At 46.5% G+C, this 21,555-nt stretch carries 11 protein-coding genes, 1 tRNA gene and 3 rRNA genes; 1 reads left to right on the forward strand and 14 read right to left on the reverse strand.

All coding sequences use genetic code 11. The features are described 5' to 3' along the window. Nucleotides 1–41 precede the first annotated feature (41 nt). The 12 genes from ONT08_RS03360 to ONT08_RS03415 all read right to left on the reverse strand — a co-directional run bounded on the left by ONT08_RS03360 (nucleotide 42) and on the right by ONT08_RS03415 (nucleotide 17,818). The gene (locus ONT08_RS03360) at nucleotides 42–1,076 is read right to left on the reverse strand and encodes a DHH family phosphoesterase (protein ID WP_373122406.1); all 1,035 of its coding nucleotides are present in this window, start codon (nucleotides 1,074–1,076) and stop codon (nucleotides 42–44) included. Between the two features lie 15 nt (nucleotides 1,077–1,091). Further along, on the reverse strand, nucleotides 1,092–2,003 hold the full coding sequence (locus tag ONT08_RS03365) for a nucleotidyltransferase (protein ID WP_264959243.1): 912 nt from the start codon (nucleotides 2,001–2,003) through the stop codon (nucleotides 1,092–1,094). A 187-nt stretch (nucleotides 2,004–2,190) separates the two neighbouring features. Beyond that, nucleotides 2,191–4,596 carry a BamA/TamA family outer membrane protein gene (locus tag ONT08_RS03370; RefSeq protein ID WP_264959244.1) on the reverse strand — a complete coding sequence of 802 codons (2,406 nt, stop codon included), beginning with the start codon at nucleotides 4,594–4,596 and terminating at the stop codon, nucleotides 2,191–2,193. Continuing rightward, nucleotides 4,596–9,356, reverse strand: coding sequence for a translocation/assembly module TamB domain-containing protein (locus ONT08_RS03375; protein WP_264959245.1), 4,761 nt, complete (start codon nucleotides 9,354–9,356; stop codon nucleotides 4,596–4,598). Before ONT08_RS03375 ends, ONT08_RS03370 begins: the two co-directional genes overlap by 1 nt. Before the next feature lie 18 nt (nucleotides 9,357–9,374). Then, nucleotides 9,375–10,043, reverse strand: a complete 669-nt coding sequence (locus ONT08_RS03380) for an RluA family pseudouridine synthase (RefSeq protein ID WP_022120326.1) — start codon at nucleotides 10,041–10,043, stop codon at nucleotides 9,375–9,377. A 28-nt stretch (nucleotides 10,044–10,071) separates the two neighbouring features. Continuing rightward, on the reverse strand, nucleotides 10,072–10,830 hold the full coding sequence (fabG, locus tag ONT08_RS03385; protein ID WP_022120325.1) for a 3-oxoacyl-[acyl-carrier-protein] reductase: 759 nt from the start codon (nucleotides 10,828–10,830) through the stop codon (nucleotides 10,072–10,074). A gap of 55 nt (nucleotides 10,831–10,885) precedes the next feature. Further along, nucleotides 10,886–11,482, reverse strand: coding sequence for a TetR/AcrR family transcriptional regulator (locus tag ONT08_RS03390; RefSeq protein ID WP_006847902.1), 597 nt, complete (start codon nucleotides 11,480–11,482; stop codon nucleotides 10,886–10,888). Between the two features lie 159 nt (nucleotides 11,483–11,641). Beyond that, nucleotides 11,642–11,714, reverse strand: a tRNA-Met gene (locus ONT08_RS03395). Nucleotides 11,715–11,914: 200 nt separating this feature from the next. Then, nucleotides 11,915–12,319: a lytic transglycosylase domain-containing protein gene (locus tag ONT08_RS03400; RefSeq protein ID WP_418324005.1), complete on the reverse strand. Its 405-nt coding sequence runs from the start codon at nucleotides 12,317–12,319 to the stop codon at nucleotides 11,915–11,917. A 454-nt stretch (nucleotides 12,320–12,773) separates the two neighbouring features. Further along, nucleotides 12,774–12,886 (reverse strand): 5S ribosomal RNA (rrf, locus tag ONT08_RS03405). Nucleotides 12,887–12,962: 76 nt separating this feature from the next. Next, nucleotides 12,963–15,860: ribosomal RNA gene (locus tag ONT08_RS03410) — 23S ribosomal RNA — on the reverse strand. A 426-nt stretch (nucleotides 15,861–16,286) separates the two neighbouring features. Next, nucleotides 16,287–17,818 (reverse strand): 16S ribosomal RNA (locus ONT08_RS03415). The 16S, 23S and 5S rRNA genes sit together here, the layout of an rRNA operon. Nucleotides 17,819–18,285: 467 nt before the next feature. Between ONT08_RS03415 and ONT08_RS03420 the strand changes: the two genes are divergently transcribed. Continuing rightward, nucleotides 18,286–18,951 carry a B3/B4 domain-containing protein gene (locus ONT08_RS03420; RefSeq protein WP_117586444.1) on the forward strand — a complete coding sequence of 222 codons (666 nt, stop codon included), beginning with the start codon at nucleotides 18,286–18,288 and terminating at the stop codon, nucleotides 18,949–18,951. A 406-nt stretch (nucleotides 18,952–19,357) separates the two neighbouring features. On the opposite strand, the gene ONT08_RS03425 is transcribed toward ONT08_RS03420, so the two are convergent. Together ONT08_RS03425 and ONT08_RS03430 are read right to left on the reverse strand one after the other, a co-directional pair. Beyond that, nucleotides 19,358–19,918 (reverse strand): lipid-binding protein, encoded by a 561-nt coding sequence (locus ONT08_RS03425; protein WP_118201474.1) that lies wholly within the window; start codon nucleotides 19,916–19,918, stop codon nucleotides 19,358–19,360. A gap of 29 nt (nucleotides 19,919–19,947) precedes the next feature. Continuing rightward, nucleotides 19,948–21,537, reverse strand: coding sequence for a SusD/RagB family nutrient-binding outer membrane lipoprotein (locus ONT08_RS03430; protein ID WP_118201475.1), 1,590 nt, complete (start codon nucleotides 21,535–21,537; stop codon nucleotides 19,948–19,950). Nucleotides 21,538–21,555: the final 18 nt, after the last annotated feature.

Raw genomic sequence — 21,555 nt, forward strand, 5'->3', positions numbered from 1 at the left:
GTTGTTTCTGTCTTTTTCGTCATTTCTAAGGAAAAAATCGGCTACTTCAGCATATCGGCGTATGCCAGGATAGCCTTCAGTGCTATCTGCTCTGCCTCCTGTATGCTGCAAAGCAGTTTGCCGCCAGAAGCATTGCGATGACCGCCACCATTGAAGAACTCGGCTGCCATCTTATTGCATGGGAAATCGTCTACCGAACGGAGACTTACCAATATGCGATTGTCTATATCTGTATCTTCACGAAGAGAAATGGAGAGTTTGTGTCCCTTGATGGTAAGAGGTACGTTCACCAATCCTTCCAGATCGCCCTTGATAAAGTCATACTTCTTCAACTCTTTACGGGTCACTGTATAGAAACTGGCATGAAGGCCCTCTATAACCTGCAACTTTTCATTCATCAGATAGCCACGGAACCGGACTGCCGGAATGCGGGCATTATTGAAGACATTGCGGTAAATCTTATCCTTGTCGATGTTCTTGGTAAGCAGCAAGCAGATGATGTAATAGATATAAGGCTGGGTAGAATTATAGGTGAAACCGCCCGTATCCGTCATCATGCCGCAATAGATGCAGGTAGCCCAAGTCTGATCCATCTGTGGAAAACCTCCCAACTGCCAGACTACACGGAATACCAGGTCGCTGGCACTGCTGGCATGTGGCTGCGAAACCAGCAGCTTAGCCTCAAGATTAGGAGCCAGATGGTGGTCGATGATGACACGCTGAGTCTTGCAACCCAACAATACATGGTCCATCTCATCAAGACGTCCCTCACTGCTAAAGTCAACACAGCATACCAGGTCGGCTTCATCGAAAGCTCGCTGCACCAGTTCAGGCTGTCTGTCATATCGCAGGATACCGGCAGCTCCAGGCAACCAGGAAATAGAATCCGGTATCATATCCGGCACACAAATGTCAACTTTCTTGCCCAAAGAGCGAAGATAACCAGCCCATCCCAAAGAAGAGCCGATGGCATCACCATCTGGCGACTTATGTGCACAGACGACAATACGATGAGAAGCCGCTATCGTCTCTCGGAGAATAGCGGCTTCCTGATCTGTCAATATATTAATGTTTATATCCATCACATTAAATTAGAAGAGCTTGTTTGGATAAACACCCTCGTCGATAAGATGCTGAATCTTGTCAACAACACTCTGGCGGTCGGCAGCATAAGTTACACCAAACCACTTGCTGGTAGTATCGAGCACCTTAACGGTAGCTGTACCCTCATTGATGAGCTTGTTGACCATCAATGGGATGAAGAACTCAGCCTTCTTGTTTTCCATATTCTTTGGATCACTCAAGAACTCCTTGAAGTACTCCTCGCTGTGCTGGAAGTAATCAGGTGTGAAGCCCCAAACGTTCATGGAAACAGGAGTATTGTCGCCAACAGCAACCCACTCGCCCTGCTCATCCTTGTAAGATACCTTACCGTCGATACGCATGATCTCGGTACGCTCTACACAGGTAGTGAGGTTCTCATCTGCATCCTTAGAGCAGATACCGCGAGCTACGGTACCATTCTCGCTCAAGGTGTTACCTACACGGAAACCTACCATGGCATAACGGTTCTTGCTACCCTCTGGAAGTCCAGAGAGGAACTTGCCGATTACCATGAAGCAATCGCGGTTGTAGAAGTCATCGCAGTTGATTACGCAGAAAGGTTCCTTGATGATATCCTTTGCCATCAGAACAGCATGGTTTGTACCCCATGGTTTCTCACGACCTTCTGGTACAGAGAATCCCTCTGGGAGATCATCCAATGCCTGGAAGCAAAGTTCTGCAGGAATATGACCCTCATACTTTGAAAGAATCTTCTCACGGAACTGATCTTCGAAGTCCTTGCGGATAACGAATACGATCTTTCCGAAACCAGCCTGAATAGCATCATAGATGCTGTAGTCCATGATAGTCTCACCATTAGGACCCAGACCATCAAGCTGTTTCAAACCACCATAACGGCTACCCATACCGGCAGCCAAAAGCAATAACGTAGGTTTCATTTTGTCTATACTTTTATTTATTAATAGTTGATAGTTATTTATAAAATAACGATGCAAAAGTAACAAAAAAAATGCAGTTAGCCGCACGTTTTCCTACTTTTTTTTGATTAATATCAATTTTTGTCCTTTTATGCACTATCTGTAACACATATCAGACTTATTTCCGGACACATCTCCCAGGCTAAACCTAGAAAGGATAACCCACAGCGAAATGCAGACTCTGGGCATCCTTGAACCGACGGATGTTATAGAAGCCATTCTTGCCGGTATCGTAAGGAACATGCAGACCGATACCCCAGTCGACACGTATCACAAACATACCCATGTCATAACGCACACCGACACCGGTGCCTACCGCCAGTTGCCGGAAAAACTTGTCTACATCAAACTTGCCGAGCGGACTGTACTCATGGTTGCGTAAGGTCCACACATTACCTGCATCCAGGAAAAGGGCTCCATAGAGATCGCCCCATACCTTCTGACGGTATTCCAGATTCATCAGATACTTGATGTCGCCCGTCTGGTCGATATACGAATACTTGCTGTTGGTAGGCTGGTATCTGCCCGGTCCGATGCTTCTCACATTAAAGGCTCGCACACTGTTGGCACCACCGATATAGAACTGCTCATAATAAGGAGCATTCTCGGCATTGCCATAACTCCAGATAATGCCGGCATTGACATGTCCCACCAGCGTACCATCCTGGGTGATACGCCAATATTTCACGAAATCAGTCTCCAGTTTCAGGAACTGAGCAAACGGATTCTTGAACATCTTCTTGTCTTTCTCGTTCCATCCCTTTCCGGCCGCCATGTAACCGAGCGAAAGGATATTGGCTGCCTCGCTGATGGTGGTTGACCAGGTGATAGGATGGCGGTAACGGCGCGGACTGCGATAAGTATAGGTGTAACTCATCTTAGGCACAAACTGGTCGCGCATCGATATCTGAAGATAAGGATGCAGGGCGAGGATGCTATCGAAAGCGGCAGTGCGGCTGTTCATAAACTCATAAGAGAGAATCAGCGGACTGAAAGAATGCTGATGCTGGTAAGAGGTAGACCACGCATAGGTTAACTCGCCCGCTGCCACATGACGTCGGAAATAGCTGGCTCTGTTCAGCACATTCATCGAAGCCTTGATGGTAGTAGTTGGCACACCCCGATATTTGGTAGGCATATGCCCGGCACGGTATCTGCGCTCATTCTGCTCCATCGTTCTGAACATATTCCAAGGCGTGATGATGCGAGGGAACTCTACGGAAACATCCGATCCGTATTCATAGGAATTGATGCGGGTAGAACCTCCACCAGCCTGACTGACGGTTTGCCACTCATGCGAACCATGCAGGTTGACAGTAAGTTTCTCGCCTCCATGAAAAGCATTGCGCTTGGTAAGACCCACTACCAACTCCGGTCCTACTCTACCGGTCGTTTTGCCGCGGGCATTTGCCTCGACATAGAAATCGTATGGCTTGTCGAATACCAGGTCGATATTGGCATCCAAGGTATCACGATATACGACATTGCCCAGACTGTCGAGGGTTTGCACCGAACGGGGGGTAAACTGGATGCTGGAATAGCTGAAGAGTCCCATCTCCTGAAGTCCGGTCTTGGCACGTTCCTCGGTACGTACCCGATACAGTTCACGGGGACGCAGGCGCAGACTCTGCAAAACGATGCCCGGACGTATCGGCATCTTTCTTCCATTATAATGGAAACTCAGATAGCTGCGCACAAAGGAATCCTTCAACTCCTCCATATACTGCTTTCTGAAATTAACATGAATCTTTCCGATATACCACTGTCGGGTAGCCCTATCGTCCACGCTATCTGCCATCATCAGCCGCAACTGCACCTTGCCGGGCACATTCACGGTATCGGCAAGATAAGAAGCATAACTGTTCTGATAGAAATAATAGCCCCTGTTGCGGAACAGACGGGTGATACGCTGACGTTCCGATTCCATGTTGGCGACATTGAAAGGACTCCCCTTCCGTATGAGCGCCTTGTTCATGGAAGCATCTATAAACTGCTTGCTCTTGGCTGGGAAGTTGAGATAAGCCATAGAATCAAGCGTCCAGAGATGACCGAAGTCTACCTGATAGGCAACCTTCGCCTTCTTCGGGTTGCTCTGTGTCAGCACATCATAAGTCACCTTACCGTTAAAATACCCATATTTATCGAGCTGATGCTCGGCTACCTGGGCACGGAGCTGCGGATTCACATTCGCCATCAGCTTAGGTTTGGAACCGAATACCTTGGTTATCCACTTAGCCAGAGCTCCATCCGACTGAGAGAAAGCATTCCATATCCACAGACGCACAGGGAACGGTGTGCGGTAATAGCTGCTCCCGAACAAGGCACCGTTCGGAGCCGAAGCCAGGGCATACTCCATCTCGGTGATGGTAGAATCAGCATAAGTTCCCTTCTCGTAGTTCTTATACTCGATAGGTACCAGACCCGTAAACAGCTGCTCGTCTTCTTTCAGTGCACTGGTTGAAGAGCAACCCGTTATGAGCTGCCCCGACAACATCAGCAATGCTGCCACATATATAATAATGTATAACCTGTTCTGCTGTTTCATATCGCTCATTACTTTTCGTTAAGTTTCAATGGGTCAAAGTCCTTTGTTCTGGCTTTCTCCATCGTATCCTTCTTCTCATTCGTATGCTTCTTCACCGCAGGATCCTTCTCCATTGGGGCTGCAGGAATCTGCTGCTTATCAGTCTTGAAACGGAAGATGTCCTTGAAATGCTGCAACTTTCTCTGCCATTTGAAACCGACACCGTACTCACCTATCAAACCTTCGAGCCAATCGTAGGTATTGTTGTTGTAGAAGGCACGGATATACTGGCTTGCACCTTCGTTGAGCCGGTACTGCAATTCGATATTGTTGAAAAATACATCATCATTGTTGGCTGCATTCTCCATTTCTGCACCGGTAGAAACCTTGCCACCCACACTGAAACTCAAGCGGTTGTTGAAGAACCGCTTGGCAAACTTAAAGTTGTAATCGGTGTGCATGGCACCTGCTGCATTGGTGGAGTTATCTACCGACATACCGACATCCACACCCACAGAACGCATCGCTGAACCTGCAATATTATTGATCTCTGAGTTGAGGAATGAGGTCAAGGCACTGTTCATGGAGAACGAATTGGTATTTCCGTTGGCAAGATACATGCCCGAAGCCAGCATCGTAATGGCTATCTTACCTCGCTCTTCAATACTCATCGTGTTCAGTTCATCCTGCAAGGTGGCATCGTTTGGTGAGGAAACAATAAACTGGATGCCTGGCTTATTCAATGTCTGCGAGAGTTTTACGCCACAAATGAAATCCACCGAGCGGCCGGTTCCCTGTCCCTCGTTTACCGTTGTCCTGACATTCTCTGTTGCCGTGATGTTCAGGGTCGGGTTGAACGGATCGCCGTTAAACTCTATGTAGCTGCCGTCCTGGATATCAAACGTCTTGAGCGGAATGATAGGCAGCGAATATTTCATCTTGCCATTGTTCAGGGTATACTTGCCCGTGATGCCGATGCCATCAACCGAATTGTAAGCCATCGTCAGATTACCACCGCCCATCAGGTCGATGTAGTTGGTCTGGTCGGCATTCAAAGCACAGAGGATATGAGCCGACTCGTCTATCGACATGCCCAACATCATGTTCAATCCTTCCAGTGCCGGACGCTCGACAACGACAGGCTTGCCACTCTTGAAATTCGTAAACTTCACCAGCTCATCGAGCTGCGTATCAGTAGTCAGTTCCGATTCTTTCAGCACATACGTCATATCTGTATTGCCGAGGACATCCAGCTTACCCTGCATCTTCAGATTGCTTACCGGTCCGCGCATCGCACCATAGAAGTTGACATACGCCTTGCCGAAAGCCTCGGAACGGGCATTCTCCTTGGCATCAATCAGCAGGAAGTTCTGTGCTCTCATCCGGATATCGAGCATCATCTTCTCTATATTCGTAAAGTCGAGACTGCCCTGGATATTGAGCGGACTCTCATTGTTGGCATACATCATGAAGTTTTCGAAGAGCAACTTACTGCCGATGATACGGACCGGATCGTTGGCAAAACGCATCGTGATGCCATACGGCACACTGACGAGATAAGCCGAATCCAGATATACTTCGCCCTCTACATCCAACTGGCTCAAGGCTCCCTTCAAACTCAGTTTTCCTTCGCCATATCCCTTCAGACCCATAATCTGGTCAGGAACAAAACCGTTGACAAAATGCAGAGGCAACTTCTCCATACCCACTTCGGCATCGAGATAACCGTTTCCTTCCGACTTGTAAGTACCCTTTACGGTAGCTACTTCTTCACCCTCATAATTGAGGAAACCATCTACATAATGAGAACCGTCGCTCTTTGGCATGTAAACGAATTCAGTACCGACATCTCCCATCGGACACTTTTCGTAAACCATATTGTCGATGTTCAGATTAGAAGAAACCGAGAGTTCATCCTTGGTCTGGATAATATGGAAGTCGCCGTCAAGAATACCCGAGATATCCGGCATATAAGGAATCACGCTGAGCACTTTATCCAAATTAAACTGGCTCATGCTGACCGTAAGATCCTGCAGTGCTTCTTCGTTTTCATCATTGCTGTATATGCGGATACCCATGCCGTTGGCTGCCTTCAGACTCAGATTGGCAGAAACACGGTCGTCATTGCCCAACATCAGATAGTTGTCATCGTTGGCAGTAAACTTCTTGTAACCCAGGACAGGATGGGTATCGATGAGCGAAATCTTCACGCCGTTTTCCAGCAACAGCGCCTCCAGACCCACATCTACACCCAATCTGTTTTTGGCATCATAGATGCGGGCATCGATATTGGAACCCTTCTCCTGCAGTTCGCCCTCTACCTGTGCCCGGAACACATACTGAGGATTATGCTTGTTGTTCTGAACACGTGCTGCATAGCGGATGGTATCGCCCTCAGTCTTCACCAAGGCACGGATCGTATCCAACTGCATGCCACTCGCTACCAGTGAATCGATGTTGAGATAACCATTGACACCTGTTACAGGCGACATGGTCATCTTCATATCCACCGTCTTGAAATCATAACCGCAGTAAGCGATGAAACGGGAAATGAAATTGTCCTTTCCTGTGGTAAGATAAACATGACCGAAAGGGAACTGACTGCGAATCTTCACCTGGTCGATATGATGGTTCCTGAGCTGATGAGCCAATTCTTTCTGCAATCCGGCAAAACGGCTCATCAACTGCTTATAGCCTCCGTGTACATCCATGTTGAGATGGAAGTCGCCGCAATCGATGACTGCGTGCGTGGTATCTCTGCGGGTAAAGACATCGGCGTCAACACCCACCGGACGGTAATTTTTTTTTGCCGTACGAACCGTAATATCACTCATCGAAGCCATGATGTCGTGACTGTCCTTCAGGTCGGACCTGATATCCATGTGACCGCAGAGCGACAGGCGCATCGGTGCCTTCGTTACCTCTAACGAATAAAGATTCACATCGCGGACATCTGCCACCAGGGTAGCCTCCAGTTTCTTGGAATTCGTAAGTGCATCAAGGCTGACGAGTCCCGTAAGATACTGGTTCTTGCTGTCGATATCGGCATGCACCTTACCATTAGCAACGTGAGCCACTGCCAATACATGATCCAGTTTGTATTTGCCATACTGAATCTGGTTTACCTGTGCCTTAGCCTGTAATCGGGTACGAGGAGAGAGGAAATCGGTTCCCACACCCTTCGCCTCCAATGAGCCGGTGAAAGAATGCAAATCCTGTTTTGGCAGGAAATGCTTTGCCTGCATGTTGTGCGCCTGAATCTTAGCCTGATAAGCCAGACGGTTCATATCGATACTGCCGTCTTTCCGGGTCTTCGCATCTATCTTGGCATCTACCCTCATTCTGCCACGACCTTCGGTAATGGCGAGTCGGGTAGCATATCTGGAGCCGTCTGCCTGAATGTTACCACGGATTCCGATACCGCTAGGCACACGTATCTCCTGCATCAGAGAAGGGTCAAGCATGGCGGTAATGAAATCCAGATGATAGGTACGGGCGTTCAGATCTACATTTGCCTTCAGACGGTTCATATCCGTCAGGTTACCCAATTTTCCATCAGCACTCAGTTCGAAGGCTGTAGGCAGCGACAGTTTCAAGCCCGAGAAAGATGCCTGCTGCATATTTCCCTTGAACGATCCTTCTATCTTCATCGGATAGAAAGGCCATTTCATCTTCATGGCGCCTGGGAAGGCATCGCCTGCAAAGAGGAACAGGTCTGAACGGCCCAAAGCTCCCTTCAGCTGTGCCATCAACTTGCCAGGTTTCACCTCATCAAAGGCATTCATATCCATATCCACCGTTGCCTGCAATTGGGAGTATGGGGTACGGAGACAGATATCAGGCAACTGCAGTTTCACGGAATCCATCACGAATCTGCCATAGAGCTGGTCTACCTGCAAACCGCTTTTCTCCTTAAACTGAGCTTCACGAATCTTGACATCTATCTTCGAATCGCAATAATAGAAAGAGTCTGCCTTCAAAGTCATGGCCGACAGGGCGATATGGTTAAAGTCCATGCCCGATACCGGACGGATATAGTTCTGGTCATAGTTCACCTTGCCCTTCTTCCAGTCAAGATGACCTATCTGATAAAGTCCTTTATAAAGGTCGAGATAGGTAGTCTGCGCCACCGCATCTCCAAAATAAGCATTCACCTGGAGGGTATCTCCAGGCATGTGTAATACGAAATCAGTGTTCTTCAGTTTCAGTTTTTCGATATTCACCTTCCAGAAATTGGTACTAGGCGTAGTATCCGGCGGCACAGTATCGCTCAGTTCTACCGAGAGTCGGGCATCAGCCAACAGGGCATGATTCACCCTCATCTTCTCCTTACCGAGGTCAATACCATGAGCCTTCAGGCGCAGATTACCTACATTGCCCTTGATTCTGGCTTCGTGAATAAAATTCGTGGTATTCACCTTCATCTGGGTGAAATTGAGTTCATCCACCATGACTTGACTTTCGAAAAGAGGCAACAACTGTACGTCTACCACCATCTTCCGGATGTCGGCAACGGTATCTCTCTTATTTCTTAAAGCCAAGTTTGGGGAATTCTTGAGTGAGTCGATTGGCTGAAGTACCTTTACGTCTTCCACTCCCAGTTTCAGAGGGAAGACGAGGCGTACTTGCCTTACCGAAATATCCATACCCGTCGACTCTGAGGCATAAGCAGCCACTTGCTTTACCGCCCAATTCTGAACAGGAGGCAAATAAAGCAGAATGGATAACAACAAGATGAGCACCAATGGAGTCAACACCGTGATTCCTGCCCATTTCGCATACCTCTTCATAAGCATGGATTTTTTGAGTTAGGGTGCAATAGCCCGCCAAAGATTATCATCCGGCAGCGGAGCCTCTGCTACGATTGTTTCTTTAGACACAGGATGAACAAATTCTACTCTGTGTGAAAGGAGAGAAATACTGCCATCTGCATTGCTACGTGGAGAACCGTATTTCAGATCTCCCTTGATAGGACATCCCATCTTGGCAAGCTGGCATCTTATCTGATGATGACGACCCGTCATCAAGTTCACCTCCAGAAGTGTATAATGGTCTGTATGACCTATCACCTTATACTTCAATATCGCTTTCTTCGAGTTTTTCACCTCATGGTCGTAAGCATAGCTCTTATTCTGCTTTTCATTTCTTACTATCCAATGGGTGAGCGTAGCCTCAGGTTCCTTTGGCATGTTCTTCACGATTGCCCAATAGGTTTTGTGAACTTCGCCATCCCTGAACATATTGTTCAGACGGCTCAATGCCTTAGAAGTCTTGGCAAATACGACCAAACCCGAAACAGGACGGTCAAGGCGATGCACCACACCGAGAAATACATTTCCCGGCTTGTGATACTTCTCCTTGATGTACTGTTTCACAGTCTCCGAGAGAGGTTCGTCGCCGGTCTTGTCGCCCTGCACGATTTCGCCACTTCTCTTAGAGACTATGATTATATGGTTGTCTTCGTAAACTACCTGCATGTTTTATCAACAAAACGTTGCCGAGAGATTACATGTTCATACCACCGTCGATCTGAATAACCTGACCGCTTACATAGCTAGACAAGTCGGAAGCGAGGAAGAGGCAAACATTTGCGATATCCTCAGTCTGACCACCACGACGCAATGGAATCTTCTTCATCCAGTCCTTGCGGATTTCCTCAGGCAACTGTGCTGTCATTGCTGTCTCGATGAAACCAGGAGCTACAGCATTGGCACGTACGCCCTTAGGACCCAACTCCTGAGCGATAGACTTAGCCAAAGCAATCATACCAGCCTTAGAAGCTGCATAGTTGCACTGACCTGCATTACCATGAACACCTACTACAGAAGCCATGTTGATGATAGAACCACCACGCTGACGAAGCATGATTGGAGAGCAAGCATGAATGAAGTTGAAGGCTGACTTCAAGTTTACATTCAAAACAGCATCCCACTGAGCCTCGCTCATACGGAGCATCAAACCGTCCTTAGTGATACCTGCATTGTTAACCAGGATATCGATAGAACCGAAGTCCTCATGAATCTGCTTAACTGTCTTCTGTGTCTCCTCGAAATCTGCTGCATTACCAGCATAAGCACGACAGGTTACACCAAGAGCCTCAATCTCCTTACGAGTAGCTTCCAAACCGGCAGCCATATCGTCGTTGAGTACGAGGTCTGTAAATGCGATGTTAGCGCCCTCAGAGGCGAACTTCATAGCGACAGCCTTACCGATGCCGCGAGCAGCACCTGTTACAAGGGCTGTTTTACCACTTAATAATCCCATTTCTTTCTTATTTAATTAATTATCAATTAGTTACGTATTTACCATTTTCTTTTATCTAGAGTTTCAAGCCCGACTTTCCCAAGGCACCATAAACCACCTTGGCAACCAGAGGTTTGCTCGACTCCACATTCATGCCATGGCCCAAACGTCCATAGATAAATGGAACCTCGAGACCTTTGATACAATAGTGAGTAATATCGGCCACCAGATCGATGTTATCAATATCAAACTCACCATCTTCTCTTCCTTCGGCATAAATTCTTCTGAGAATCTCTATTTCGTCTTCATCGAAGTTTTTTCTCGCCTTCTCAACCATCCAGATGTTTCGGAAGAACTCAGCACGGAGGTTACCGTTTCTTACAACCGTTTCCTTGATCATACTGAGGTGAGTATAGATAAGCTCAATGATTTTATCCTGTGGACGCATCTTGCAATTAGCAACCTCGTCCAACTTGTCCGAAAGACGCTCCAACTCTGATTCTATCACCGCGTAATAGACATCCTCCTTCCTACTGAAATAAGTATAAAGCGTACGTCTTCCCTTACCAGAAGCTACAGCAATATCATTCATTGTAGTATTTGCTATACCATTCTTGGCAAAGAGTTGTCGTGCGACATCTACCAGTTTTTGTCTTGTTTTGGATACTGACATATTGAAGCCCTTCCTTTTTTATTAATTGCACATAAAAATATTATTGTGCAAAAGTAGCACTTTAATTCGAATTAAACAAATATTTAATGTTAAATTAATAAATTAGGGCACAAAAAAATCGGATAAGATGTTGTTGACCAACTTCTTACCCGATCATTGTTGCGGCGGCAGGACTCGAACATGCGACCTCCAGGTTATGAGCCTGGCGAGCTACCAACTGCTCCACACCGCGATATAATCAACTCATTTCTGAATTGCGAGTGCAAAGATACGACTTTTTTCCGACCCCGCCAAACATTTTGTCAGAAATCTGCATATATTTAACAGTTATTAAACAGAATAGCAACAAAACGTACATAAAATAGGCGAAAACGAGTAAAAAGCAAGCCCGATTGCTCTTTTTCAGAACAATCGGGCCTTATGGAAAAAGAATTACTTTTTCAAAAGTTTCATTACCTTCTCGAAATATCTCTGAGTACGCTTCTTACTGTAATGATTACCGCCATTCCATGAACGGATTGCGCGCTCGATACTATTAAGAGGATTGTAGACACTCTGAATCAATAGAAACATTTCTTTAGATTTAGCTACATTATATCTATCAGCCAAAGTGTAGCGCTTCTTCGATTTCTTGCGCTTCAGAATATTATTACATTCTGCTACTAAAATTGGAGTGATCTGCATCACACCTACAGAGTTACCGCTCTTAGCTTTCGGATCACCCTTACTCTCTACCTGAATGATAGCGTCCATCACTGGAGTCCAGTCCATCTCGCTAGTAGAGGATACATTTCCTGATGTTGCAGCCGACGCTGCATGAATTTCTAATGTCAGCATTAATATACTAACTAATACCATTGTTATTCTCTTCATATTAATTGTTTTATGGAACCTGAAAAGCTGAAATACAACATCAGAGATTTCGCGGTGGCAACTTGTGAGAAAAAGAAAGGCTGCTCACCTCAGTCCCGTTAGATACCTTAATGGATACCTTCTCACACAACAAAAAGCACAAGATACTGGTATCCTTATTCTTATCGTTTGCAAAGATACAAAAAAAAATCGAATTATGCAAGTAATCGGCTGATTATCAGCGCATTTTTACGTAATTAAACACTTAATAACACTTAGGTTTGATATAAATCAATATAAAGGTAAAAGGGTAAAAAGGTAAAAAAGGAAAAAGGAGCTGTGAGGAGCTGTGGGAAAAAAGCTGGGCGATAAGAAAGCAGAACTATGGGGAAAACAAAAAAGCCTCAGAAATCTTTCGAAATCTGAGGCTCTTGATAAAAGAAGGCGGCTACCTACTCTCCCGCATTGCATTGCAGTACCATCGGCGCAAGTGAGCTTAACTTCTCTGTTCGGAATGGGAAGAGGTGGGACCTCACCGCAATAACCACCTGATAATGGGTTATGACGTATTTGCACACAAGCAAAACAAGATAATGAACTGAAAATACAGTTGAAACTATGAACTTTCTAAAGAAAGTGTTCGGGCAATTAGTAATGCTCGGCTTTGACATCGCTGTCTTTACACCTGCATCCTATCAACGTCATCGTCTCTGACGACCCTCAATGGAGTTCTCATCTTGCGGCTGGCTTCGCACTTAGATGCTTTCAGCGCTTATCCAATCCAGACTCAGATACCCAGCGGTGCGCCTGGCGGCACAACTGGTAAACCGGAGGTCTGTCCATCACGGTCCTCTCGTACTAGTGACGGCACCACTCAAAACTCCCACGCCCACGATAGATAGAGACCGAACTGTCTCACGACGTTCTGAACCCAGCTCGCGTGCCACTTTAATGGGCGAACAGCCCAACCCTTGGGACCTTCTCCAGCCCCAGGATGTGACGAGCCGACATCGAGGTGCCAAACCACCCCGTCGATATGAGCTCTTGGGGGGGATCAGCCTGTTATCCCCGGAGTACCTTTTATCCTTTGAGCGACGGAGTTTCCATACACATCCGCCGGATCACTATGCCCCAGTTTCCTGCCTGCTCGGCATGTCTGCCTCCCAGTCAAGCGCCCTTATGCCATTGCACTCTTTGAGGTCGGTTACCAATCGACCCGAGGGCACCTTTGGAAGCCTCCGTTACGCTTTTGGAGGCGACCACCCCAGTCAAACTACCCACCAAGCAGTGTCCGCGCAACTGCGCGTTAGACCTCAGACAGCCAAAGGGCCGTATTTCAAGGATGGCTCCACGAAAGCTGGCGCTCCCGCTTCGAAGCCTCCGGCCTATCCTACACATCGGATGACCAAGGTCAATGCTAAGCTGTAGTAAAGGTTCACGGGGTCTTTTCGTCCCATCGCGGGTAATCGGCATCTTCACCGATACTACAATTTCACTGAGCTCATGGTTGAGACAGCGTCCGGATCATTACACCATTCGTGCAGGTCGGAACTTACCCGACAAGGAATTTCGCTACCTTAGGACCGTTATAGTTACGGCCGCCGTTTACCGGGGCTTCAATTCAATGCTTCCTCTTGCGAGTGACATCTCCTCTTAACCTTCCGGCACCGGGCAGGTGTCAGGCTGTATACGTCATCTTTCGAGTTTGCACAGCCCTGTGTTTTTGTTAAACAGTTGCCTGGACCTATTCTCTGCGCCTCGCTCATCACGAGGACCCTTTATCCCGAAGTTACAGGGTCAATTTGCCTAGTTCCTTAACCATGAATCTCTCAACGCCTTAGTATGTTCTACCCGACCACGTGTGTCCGTTTGCGGTACGGGTGCCGCATGGGTTAAGCTTAGCGGATTTTCTCGGGAGTATGATTACCCACACTATCAGATTCCTCCGAGGAGGACTCCGTACTGTCAGGTTCAGCTCGGATGGTGGATTTGCCTGCCATCCTCAACGCCTACACCCTTCAACGGGGACTTCCGTCGCCCCGCGGTGGTTTCACTGCTCCGTCTCCACGTCGCCCCATGCGGCAGTGACGGAATATTAACCGTCTCTGCCATCGCCATCGCCGTTCGGCTTAGACTTAGGACCCGACTGACCCCGGGCTGATTGGCATTGCCCGGGAAACCTTGGTCTTACAGCGGGAGGGAATCTAACCCTCCTTATCGTTACTTATTCCTACATTTGCTTTACTCACCGCTCCAGGATAACTTACGTACACCATTCGACGCTGTGAGTATGCTCCCCTACCGATACTTTTAAAATTGCTATCCCGCGCCTTCGGTGTCTGCCTTATACCCGATTATTATCCATGCCCGGACCCTCGACTAGTGAGCTGTTACGCACTCTTTGAATGAATGGCTGCTTCCAAGCCAACATCCTAGCTGTCATAGGGACCAGACTTCGTTAGACTAACTCAGGCAGAACTCCGGGACCTTAGACGGCGGTCTGGATTCTTCTCCTCTCGGGGACGGACCTTAGCACCCGCCCCCTTACTGCCGGACTGCAGACCGTGAGCATTCGGAGTTCGTCAGGACTCGATAGGCGGTGAAGCCCTCTTGTCCTATCGGTCGCTCTACCTCTCACGGTGACCATCCGACGCGGCACCTAAATGCCTTTCGGGGAGTACGAGCTATCTCCAAGTTTGATTGGCCTTTCACTCCTACACTCGGCTCATCCAGAAGCTTTTCAACGCTTATTGGTGCGGACCTCCATCCCGTGTTACCGGGACTTCATCCTGGCCAAGTGTAGATCACTTGGTTTCGCGTCTACCCCCACTGACTGTGCGCCCTCTTCAGGCTCGCTTTCACTGCGGCTACGTGTCTCATGACACTCAACCTCGCCAGTGACGGTAACTCGTAGGATCATTATGCAAAAGGCACGCCGTCACACATTGCTGTGCTCCGACCGCTTGTAGGCGTATGGTTTCAGGAACTATTTCACTCCCCTGCTCGGGGTTCTTTTCACCTTTCCTTCACAGTACTCGTTCGCTATCGGTCTCACGGGAGTATTTAGCCTTACCGGATGGTCCCGGCAGATTCGCGCAGGATTCCTCGTGTCCCGCGTTACTCAGGATACCGCTATGCCTGATCTGGCTTCGTGTACAGGATTATCACCTTCTGTGATGTAACTTTCCAGATACTTCCACTCACCATTTCAGTACAATGTCGCGGTCCTACAACCCCAGCCACGCCTTGCGACGCCACTGGTTTGGGCTGTTCCCCGTTCGCTCGCCACTACTGGGGGAATCATTCATTTATTTTCTCTTCCTGCAGGTACTAAGATGTTTCAGTTCCCTGCGTTAGCTCTCTTACACTGGTAAGAGTAACCGTCCTTCAGACGGCTAGGTTGTCCCATTCGGAAATCTCCGGATCAAGGGTTATTTGCACCTACCCGAAGCTTATCGCAGCTTATCACGTCCTTCATCGCCTCCGTGAGCCTAGGCATCCGCCATACGCCCTTTCTTACTTTCTTTACGACTGTATTCTTGTTACTCGTTTCCGAATAACGAATAAGTAGCTCATACTTTCAGCTGTATTCTAACAAAGTGAAATCTCATCTTGCGATTTGATTTACTTTAGTCTGAACTAAAGTTCATTACTTACAGTTTTGCTTGTGTCAATATGTCAAAGATCTTTTTAAGTGAAGAGTGAAGAACGAAGAGTGAAGAATTCACTTGTCTTACTCAACCTTAGAGTGGAGATTGTGGAGTTGAACCATTTTGCTTGAGCCATCCCTATATATATAATGTATAAGGAATCCCAGTCTCCTATTTAATTAAACAGATGGTGCGTACAAGAAGAGAAGCGAACTTTAATCAGTCACTATCTCAATAAATATAAGTGAAGGGATAATCAATAATAATTAATCACTAATCACTAAATATATTCGTCTCTCCAGAAAGGAGGTGTTCCAGCCGCACCTTCCGGTACGGCTACCTTGTTACGACTTAGCCCCAATTACCAGTTTCGCCCTAGGCCGCTCCTTACGGTCACGGACTTTAGGCGCCCCCGGCTTTCATGGCTTGACGGGCGGTGTGTACAAGGCCCGGGAACGTATTCACCGCGCCATGGCTGATGCGCGATTACTAGCGAATCCAGCTTCGTGGGGTCGGGTTGCAGACCCCAGTCCGAACTGAGACAGGCTTTAAGGATTTGATCCGTTTTGCAAGGGACCGTCTCTCTGTACCTGCCATTGTAACACGTGTGTAGCCCCGGACGTAAGGGCCGTGCTGATTTGACGTCATCCCCACCTTCCTCACACCTTACGGTGGCAGTGTCCCCAGAGTGCCCAGCTTAACCTGATGGCAACTAAGGAGAGGGGTTGCGCTCGTTATGGCACTTAAGCCGACACCTCACGGCACGAGCTGACGACAACCATGCAGCACCTTCACAGAGGCCCCGAAGGGCGTCATTGTCTCCAAATCCTTCCTCTGCAATTCAAGCCCGGGTAAGGTTCCTCGCGTATCATCGAATTAAACCACATGTTCCTCCGCTTGTGCGGGCCCCCGTCAATTCCTTTGAGTTTCACCGTTGCCGGCGTACTCCCCAGGTGGGATGCTTAATGCTTTCGCTTGGCCGCTGACCTGTTCAGACCAACAGCGGGCATCCATCGTTTACCGTGCGGACTACCAGGGTATCTAATCCTGTTCGATACCCGCACTTTCGAGCTTCAGCGTCAGTTGCGCTCCAGTGAGCTGCCTTCGCAATCGGAGTTCTTCGTGATATCTAAGCATTTCACCGCTACACCACGAATTCCGCCCACTTTGTGCGTACTCAAGGAAACCAGTTCGCGCTGCAGTGCAGACGTTGAGCGTCTACATTTCACAACACGCTTAATCTCCGGCCTACGCTCCCTTTAAACCCAATAAATCCGGATAACGCCCGGACCTTCCGTATTACCGCGGCTGCTGGCACGGAATTAGCCGGTCCTTATTCATAAGGTACATGCAAAAAGTCTCACGAGACTCACTTTATTCCCTTATAAAAGCAGTTTACAACCCATAGGGCCGTCTTCCTGCACGCTACTTGGCTGGTTCAGACTCTCGTCCATTGACCAATATTCCTCACTGCTGCCTCCCGTAGGAGTTTGGACCGTGTCTCAGTTCCAATGTGGGGGACCTTCCTCTCAGAACCCCTACTGATCGTCGCCTTGGTGGGCCGTTACCCCGCCAACAAGCTAATCAGACGCATCCCCATCCATCACCGATAAATCTTTAATCTCTTTCAGATGTCTTCTAGAGACGTCATTGGGTATTAGTCTTACTTTCGCAAGGTTATCCCCAAGTGGTGGGCAGGTTGGATACGCGTTACTCACCCGTGCGCCGGTCGACGCCTATCGGAAGCAAGCTTCCAATATCGTTTCCCCTCGACTTGCATGTGTTAAGCCTGTAGCTAGCGTTCATCCTGAGCCAGGATCAAACTCTCCATTGTAAAATATCATTTTTACTTCATTTCTTCCGAAGAAGAAAGTCGGTGTTTGTTGTCTGTACTTAGGACGAATATCCTTTTTCGTTTATTGAAGCTTAGTAAACCTGACTTGTCAATTTCTTGACGGTTCGTTTCTTTTACCCAGTCAACTTTCTTATTTCTAAGAAGTTAACCGCTTCTTGTACTACTTGTCTGTTTATGTAAAATCTTTCAAAGAACTCTTTCTTTATCGCTTTGAGTAATGCTTGATTTCTCAAAAGCGAATGCAAAAGTACTAACTATTTTTCATTCCACCAAATCTTTTCGCAAAAAAGTTTCATTTTAGCCAAACATTTAACAGTTATAAACATTTAAGCTATTTTTACACCTTATTATATATATAAATAGACTGAACTTTTGGCTATTCCAATATTTCTTCGTACTTTTGCCCTACCAATCAGTAAGGTTTAACAGAAAACGGAAATTGCATTATGAAAATTATTGTATCAGAAGAAATCGAATCGGTATGTCCCACCTTTGTGGGAGCATGCGTGGAAGCCAATGTGGTAAACACCCCTTATTGTCAGGAACTTTGGGATGAAATCAATGCCCTCGGTGAGAAATACAGACATACGCTGACCACGGAATCGCTGAAAGAGATGAGTGGAATTGCCGCCACCCGAAAGGTGTACCGTGCCTGCGGCAAGGATCCATCTCGCTACCGTCCTGCATCAGAAGCCCTTATCCGCAGAATGCTGCAGGGCAAGGAACTCTACCAGAGAGATACGCTGGTGGATCTGGTGAACCTGGCAAGTATCGCCTACGGCTACAGCATCGGCGGATTTGATGCAGACAAGTTTGAAGGCGACACCCTGACCCTGGGCGTAGGCAAAGCCGGCGAACCATACGAAGGCATCGGCAGAGGCATGATTAATATTGAAGGTCTGCCTGTTTACAGAGACAAGACAGGTGGTGTAGGAACCCCGACCAGCGACAACGAGCGAACCAAGATGAGTATTGACACCACCCATCTGGTGGTTCTCATCAACGGATATGACGGAGACGAACAGCACGTTCGCGAGAATGCCGAATACGTTATCGAGCTTCTGAAGAAATATTGTCAGAGTGATGGAGGCAGCTACTTCATCTACAACTAAAGAGGATGTGTCATAAGTTTATGATTCACCCTCTTCTTGTCGTTGGTAAATATGGGTTATGTTGCTGGAAGAGATAGGATATGTTGTTGGAAGAGATAGAATAAGTTGTTGGAAGAGATAGGATATGTTGTTGAGACAGTCAGTATCTTCGGTCGCACAACAGCTGTTGTGCGCTTGCATAACAGCTGATATGCGCATGCACAACACCTGTTGTGCATGCGGTAGCCAACTGTTATACACCAACTATTATCCAGACTTATGACACACCCTCATTAACCAAGAAATCTCTCTTATAAATTCAAAAAGGGGACTGACCACCGCCAGTCCCCAAGACGAGAGAGATATAAGTGTTGACTTGGTCAACAACGAGGCAAATCACTTTGCCTTATATCTTTATTCTACATATTTATTCTAAATCCTCATCCCAACCTGTATACTTAAAGCCTTTAGCCCTATAATGATAACCAGGCTGATCTGCACGAGAATAAACAATAGTAATTTCATCGGTAATAGTACCAGTCGCAGTCTTGTAAGTATTATGTCCACACTTACCAGACACAGTAATCTTACCTTTAGAAGTCGCAGAGTTTCCAATAAAATTATCCACATCTGTACCACTAAAAATATAATCACTCATATTGATAGACACCTTGGCATTTATTGCCCATTCAGTAGCTGTACTGTAATTACCAATGCGAATCCAAGCTTTATCCTTATCGTAATCTGTTGTATTACTCAAGAAACCAAAAACTCCATCGGAAACGTTGCATATCTCTTCAACATCGGAAGGGTTAGAGTCCCAATATTCCGCATCAGTCTTACTAGGATCGTAACCTTTCTCAATATTCAAAGCATACTGACCTCCTATTGGAGCTATCGGTGTATAATCAATGTCGAAATCCGTACCTTCGGAACAAGCCGAGAACATCATAACAACAAGAGCTAATAAAAAGAATATTTTTTTCATATTTCAGTCTATTTTATAAAAACTAGAATTTACTTTTCCCACCACAACTTCTTGGTGATATCGTTACCATTCTCCTTGATATACTTCATAGCAGCGGTATTATACAAAGAAGTCGAAGTAGGATAAATTAAGCGCATAGGATAAGCACCTGTCGCCAAGTTTGAAGCACCTGGATCTACCAAGTTACCTAGTTGATAACCATCAGACAAAGTACGCTCCATTGGCTTGTTACTAACTCGTACAGTAACAGCACCCTGAACTTCAGGATATCCTAAACGATTACGAGTAATCCAGCCATCATAAGAATTAGCGCCAGCATAAGTGAGCCAATATTGACGTGCTATACTCTTGAGCATATCTGTTTTATCAAATGCATATACACCATTTACAAAACTTGAGCCATCAAGTCCCCAACGGCTAAAACCAGCAAGAACACCTTTATTATAATACTCCTCTGCTTTATCTGTATTACCTAAACGAGCATAAGCCTCAGCAATCATCAATTCACATTCAGCCTCATTCATCAAGTATACAGGATCATCATAAGCCTGCTTAACACGTGAAGACTGAGAGATAGTAATTACAGACTGAGTACTAGGCTTTGTACCACAAGGAAGCCCCTCATAGCACTCATCCATATGTGCTATCAACAACTCTGGTGTATTATAGTCTGGATGCGCTTTTTTAGATGCAGCAGTCTGATTATAAAGATAAACTATGCGTGGATCTTTCTTTGCGAGAAGATACTCAACAAAAGTATGACAAGCACGCATATTCTCTGTGGTATTCAACTGACGGATATTAAATTCATACAATGGGTTAGACTTATTAGTAGCATCAACCCATGCAGTCCAAGCGCAATCCTCTTCCAGCAAATCGCCCTCAGCCAACAAGTTTTTAATATCCTCTTTATGAGCATCGAAATCCTTCAGATACATTTTCAGTTTCAAGCTCTTGGCAAAGCTGACCCATTTAGCCATACTTCCACCCAAGAAACAGTCTAAAGTACCACCTATAGGATAAGACTTCTCTGACTCTAATGCATCATTATATTTAGCAATAGCCTCATCAAGCATGTTAATAATACCAGGATACACAACAGTCTTACTATCCTCAAATATTGGATTTGGATTGTTATCAATATCCAAAGACTCGCTAAACGGAATGTCTCCATAAGAATCGGTCAACACCAAATAGTTATAGGCCATCAATATTTTGGAAACCATCCAATAATTCCATACCTTTGCACCTTCTGCTGAAGCTACAGACAATTTCAAATCCTTCAAAGCATTGGCATAAGTATTATCCCACAAAGCCTTAACTGGAGGATAAGAGCTGCTTGTCGTTACCGCATAGTTAGCCAATGTATTATACTGGTTTGTACTATTACCCTGTGTGGCATACTGACACCAGAAATTTCCAGTTAATTGTCCGTAAAGTCCTAAAACTGCAACTGTTGAAGCCTCTGCAGAAGGGAACAGCTGCTTATAAGTAGCTGTTGTTGGGTAATCAGGATTGTAGTTGATATCCAAATAACCGGAATCGCTACAAGAAGTAACAGTACCCATTGTCAAGAGGGCTCCCAGCAATGCTGCGCTTAAAAATTTATATCTTTTCATATAAGAAATCTCCTTTAA

This window comes from Segatella copri (genome assembly GCF_026015465.1).
GTDB classification, from domain to species: Bacteria; Bacteroidota; Bacteroidia; order Bacteroidales; family Bacteroidaceae; genus Prevotella; species Prevotella copri_E.

What these genes read in the sequence shown, in the direction of transcription:
- ONT08_RS03365 (WP_264959243.1), bottom strand. Translation starts at nt 2,003, where the DNA reads ATGAAACCTACGTTATTGCTTTTGGCTGCCGGTATGGGTAGCCGTTAT.
- ONT08_RS03370 (WP_264959244.1), bottom strand. Translation starts at nt 4,596, where the DNA reads ATGAGCGATATGAAACAGCAGAACAGGTTATACATTATTATATATGTG.
- ONT08_RS03375 (WP_264959245.1), bottom strand. Translation starts at nt 9,356, where the DNA reads ATGAAGAGGTATGCGAAATGGGCAGGAATCACGGTGTTGACTCCATTG.
- ONT08_RS03380 (WP_022120326.1), bottom strand. Translation starts at nt 10,043, where the DNA reads ATGCAGGTAGTTTACGAAGACAACCATATAATCATAGTCTCTAAGAGA.
- fabG (WP_022120325.1), bottom strand. Translation starts at nt 10,830, where the DNA reads ATGGGATTATTAAGTGGTAAAACAGCCCTTGTAACAGGTGCTGCTCGC.
- ONT08_RS03390 (WP_006847902.1), bottom strand. Translation starts at nt 11,482, where the DNA reads ATGTCAGTATCCAAAACAAGACAAAAACTGGTAGATGTCGCACGACAA.
- ONT08_RS03400 (WP_418324005.1), bottom strand. Translation starts at nt 12,319, where the DNA reads ATGCTGACATTAGAAATTCATGCAGCGTCGGCTGCAACATCAGGAAAT.
- ONT08_RS03420 (WP_117586444.1), top strand. Translation starts at nt 18,286, where the DNA reads ATGAAAATTATTGTATCAGAAGAAATCGAATCGGTATGTCCCACCTTT.
- ONT08_RS03425 (WP_118201474.1), bottom strand. Translation starts at nt 19,918, where the DNA reads ATGAAAAAAATATTCTTTTTATTAGCTCTTGTTGTTATGATGTTCTCG.
- ONT08_RS03430 (WP_118201475.1), bottom strand. Translation starts at nt 21,537, where the DNA reads ATGAAAAGATATAAATTTTTAAGCGCAGCATTGCTGGGAGCCCTCTTG.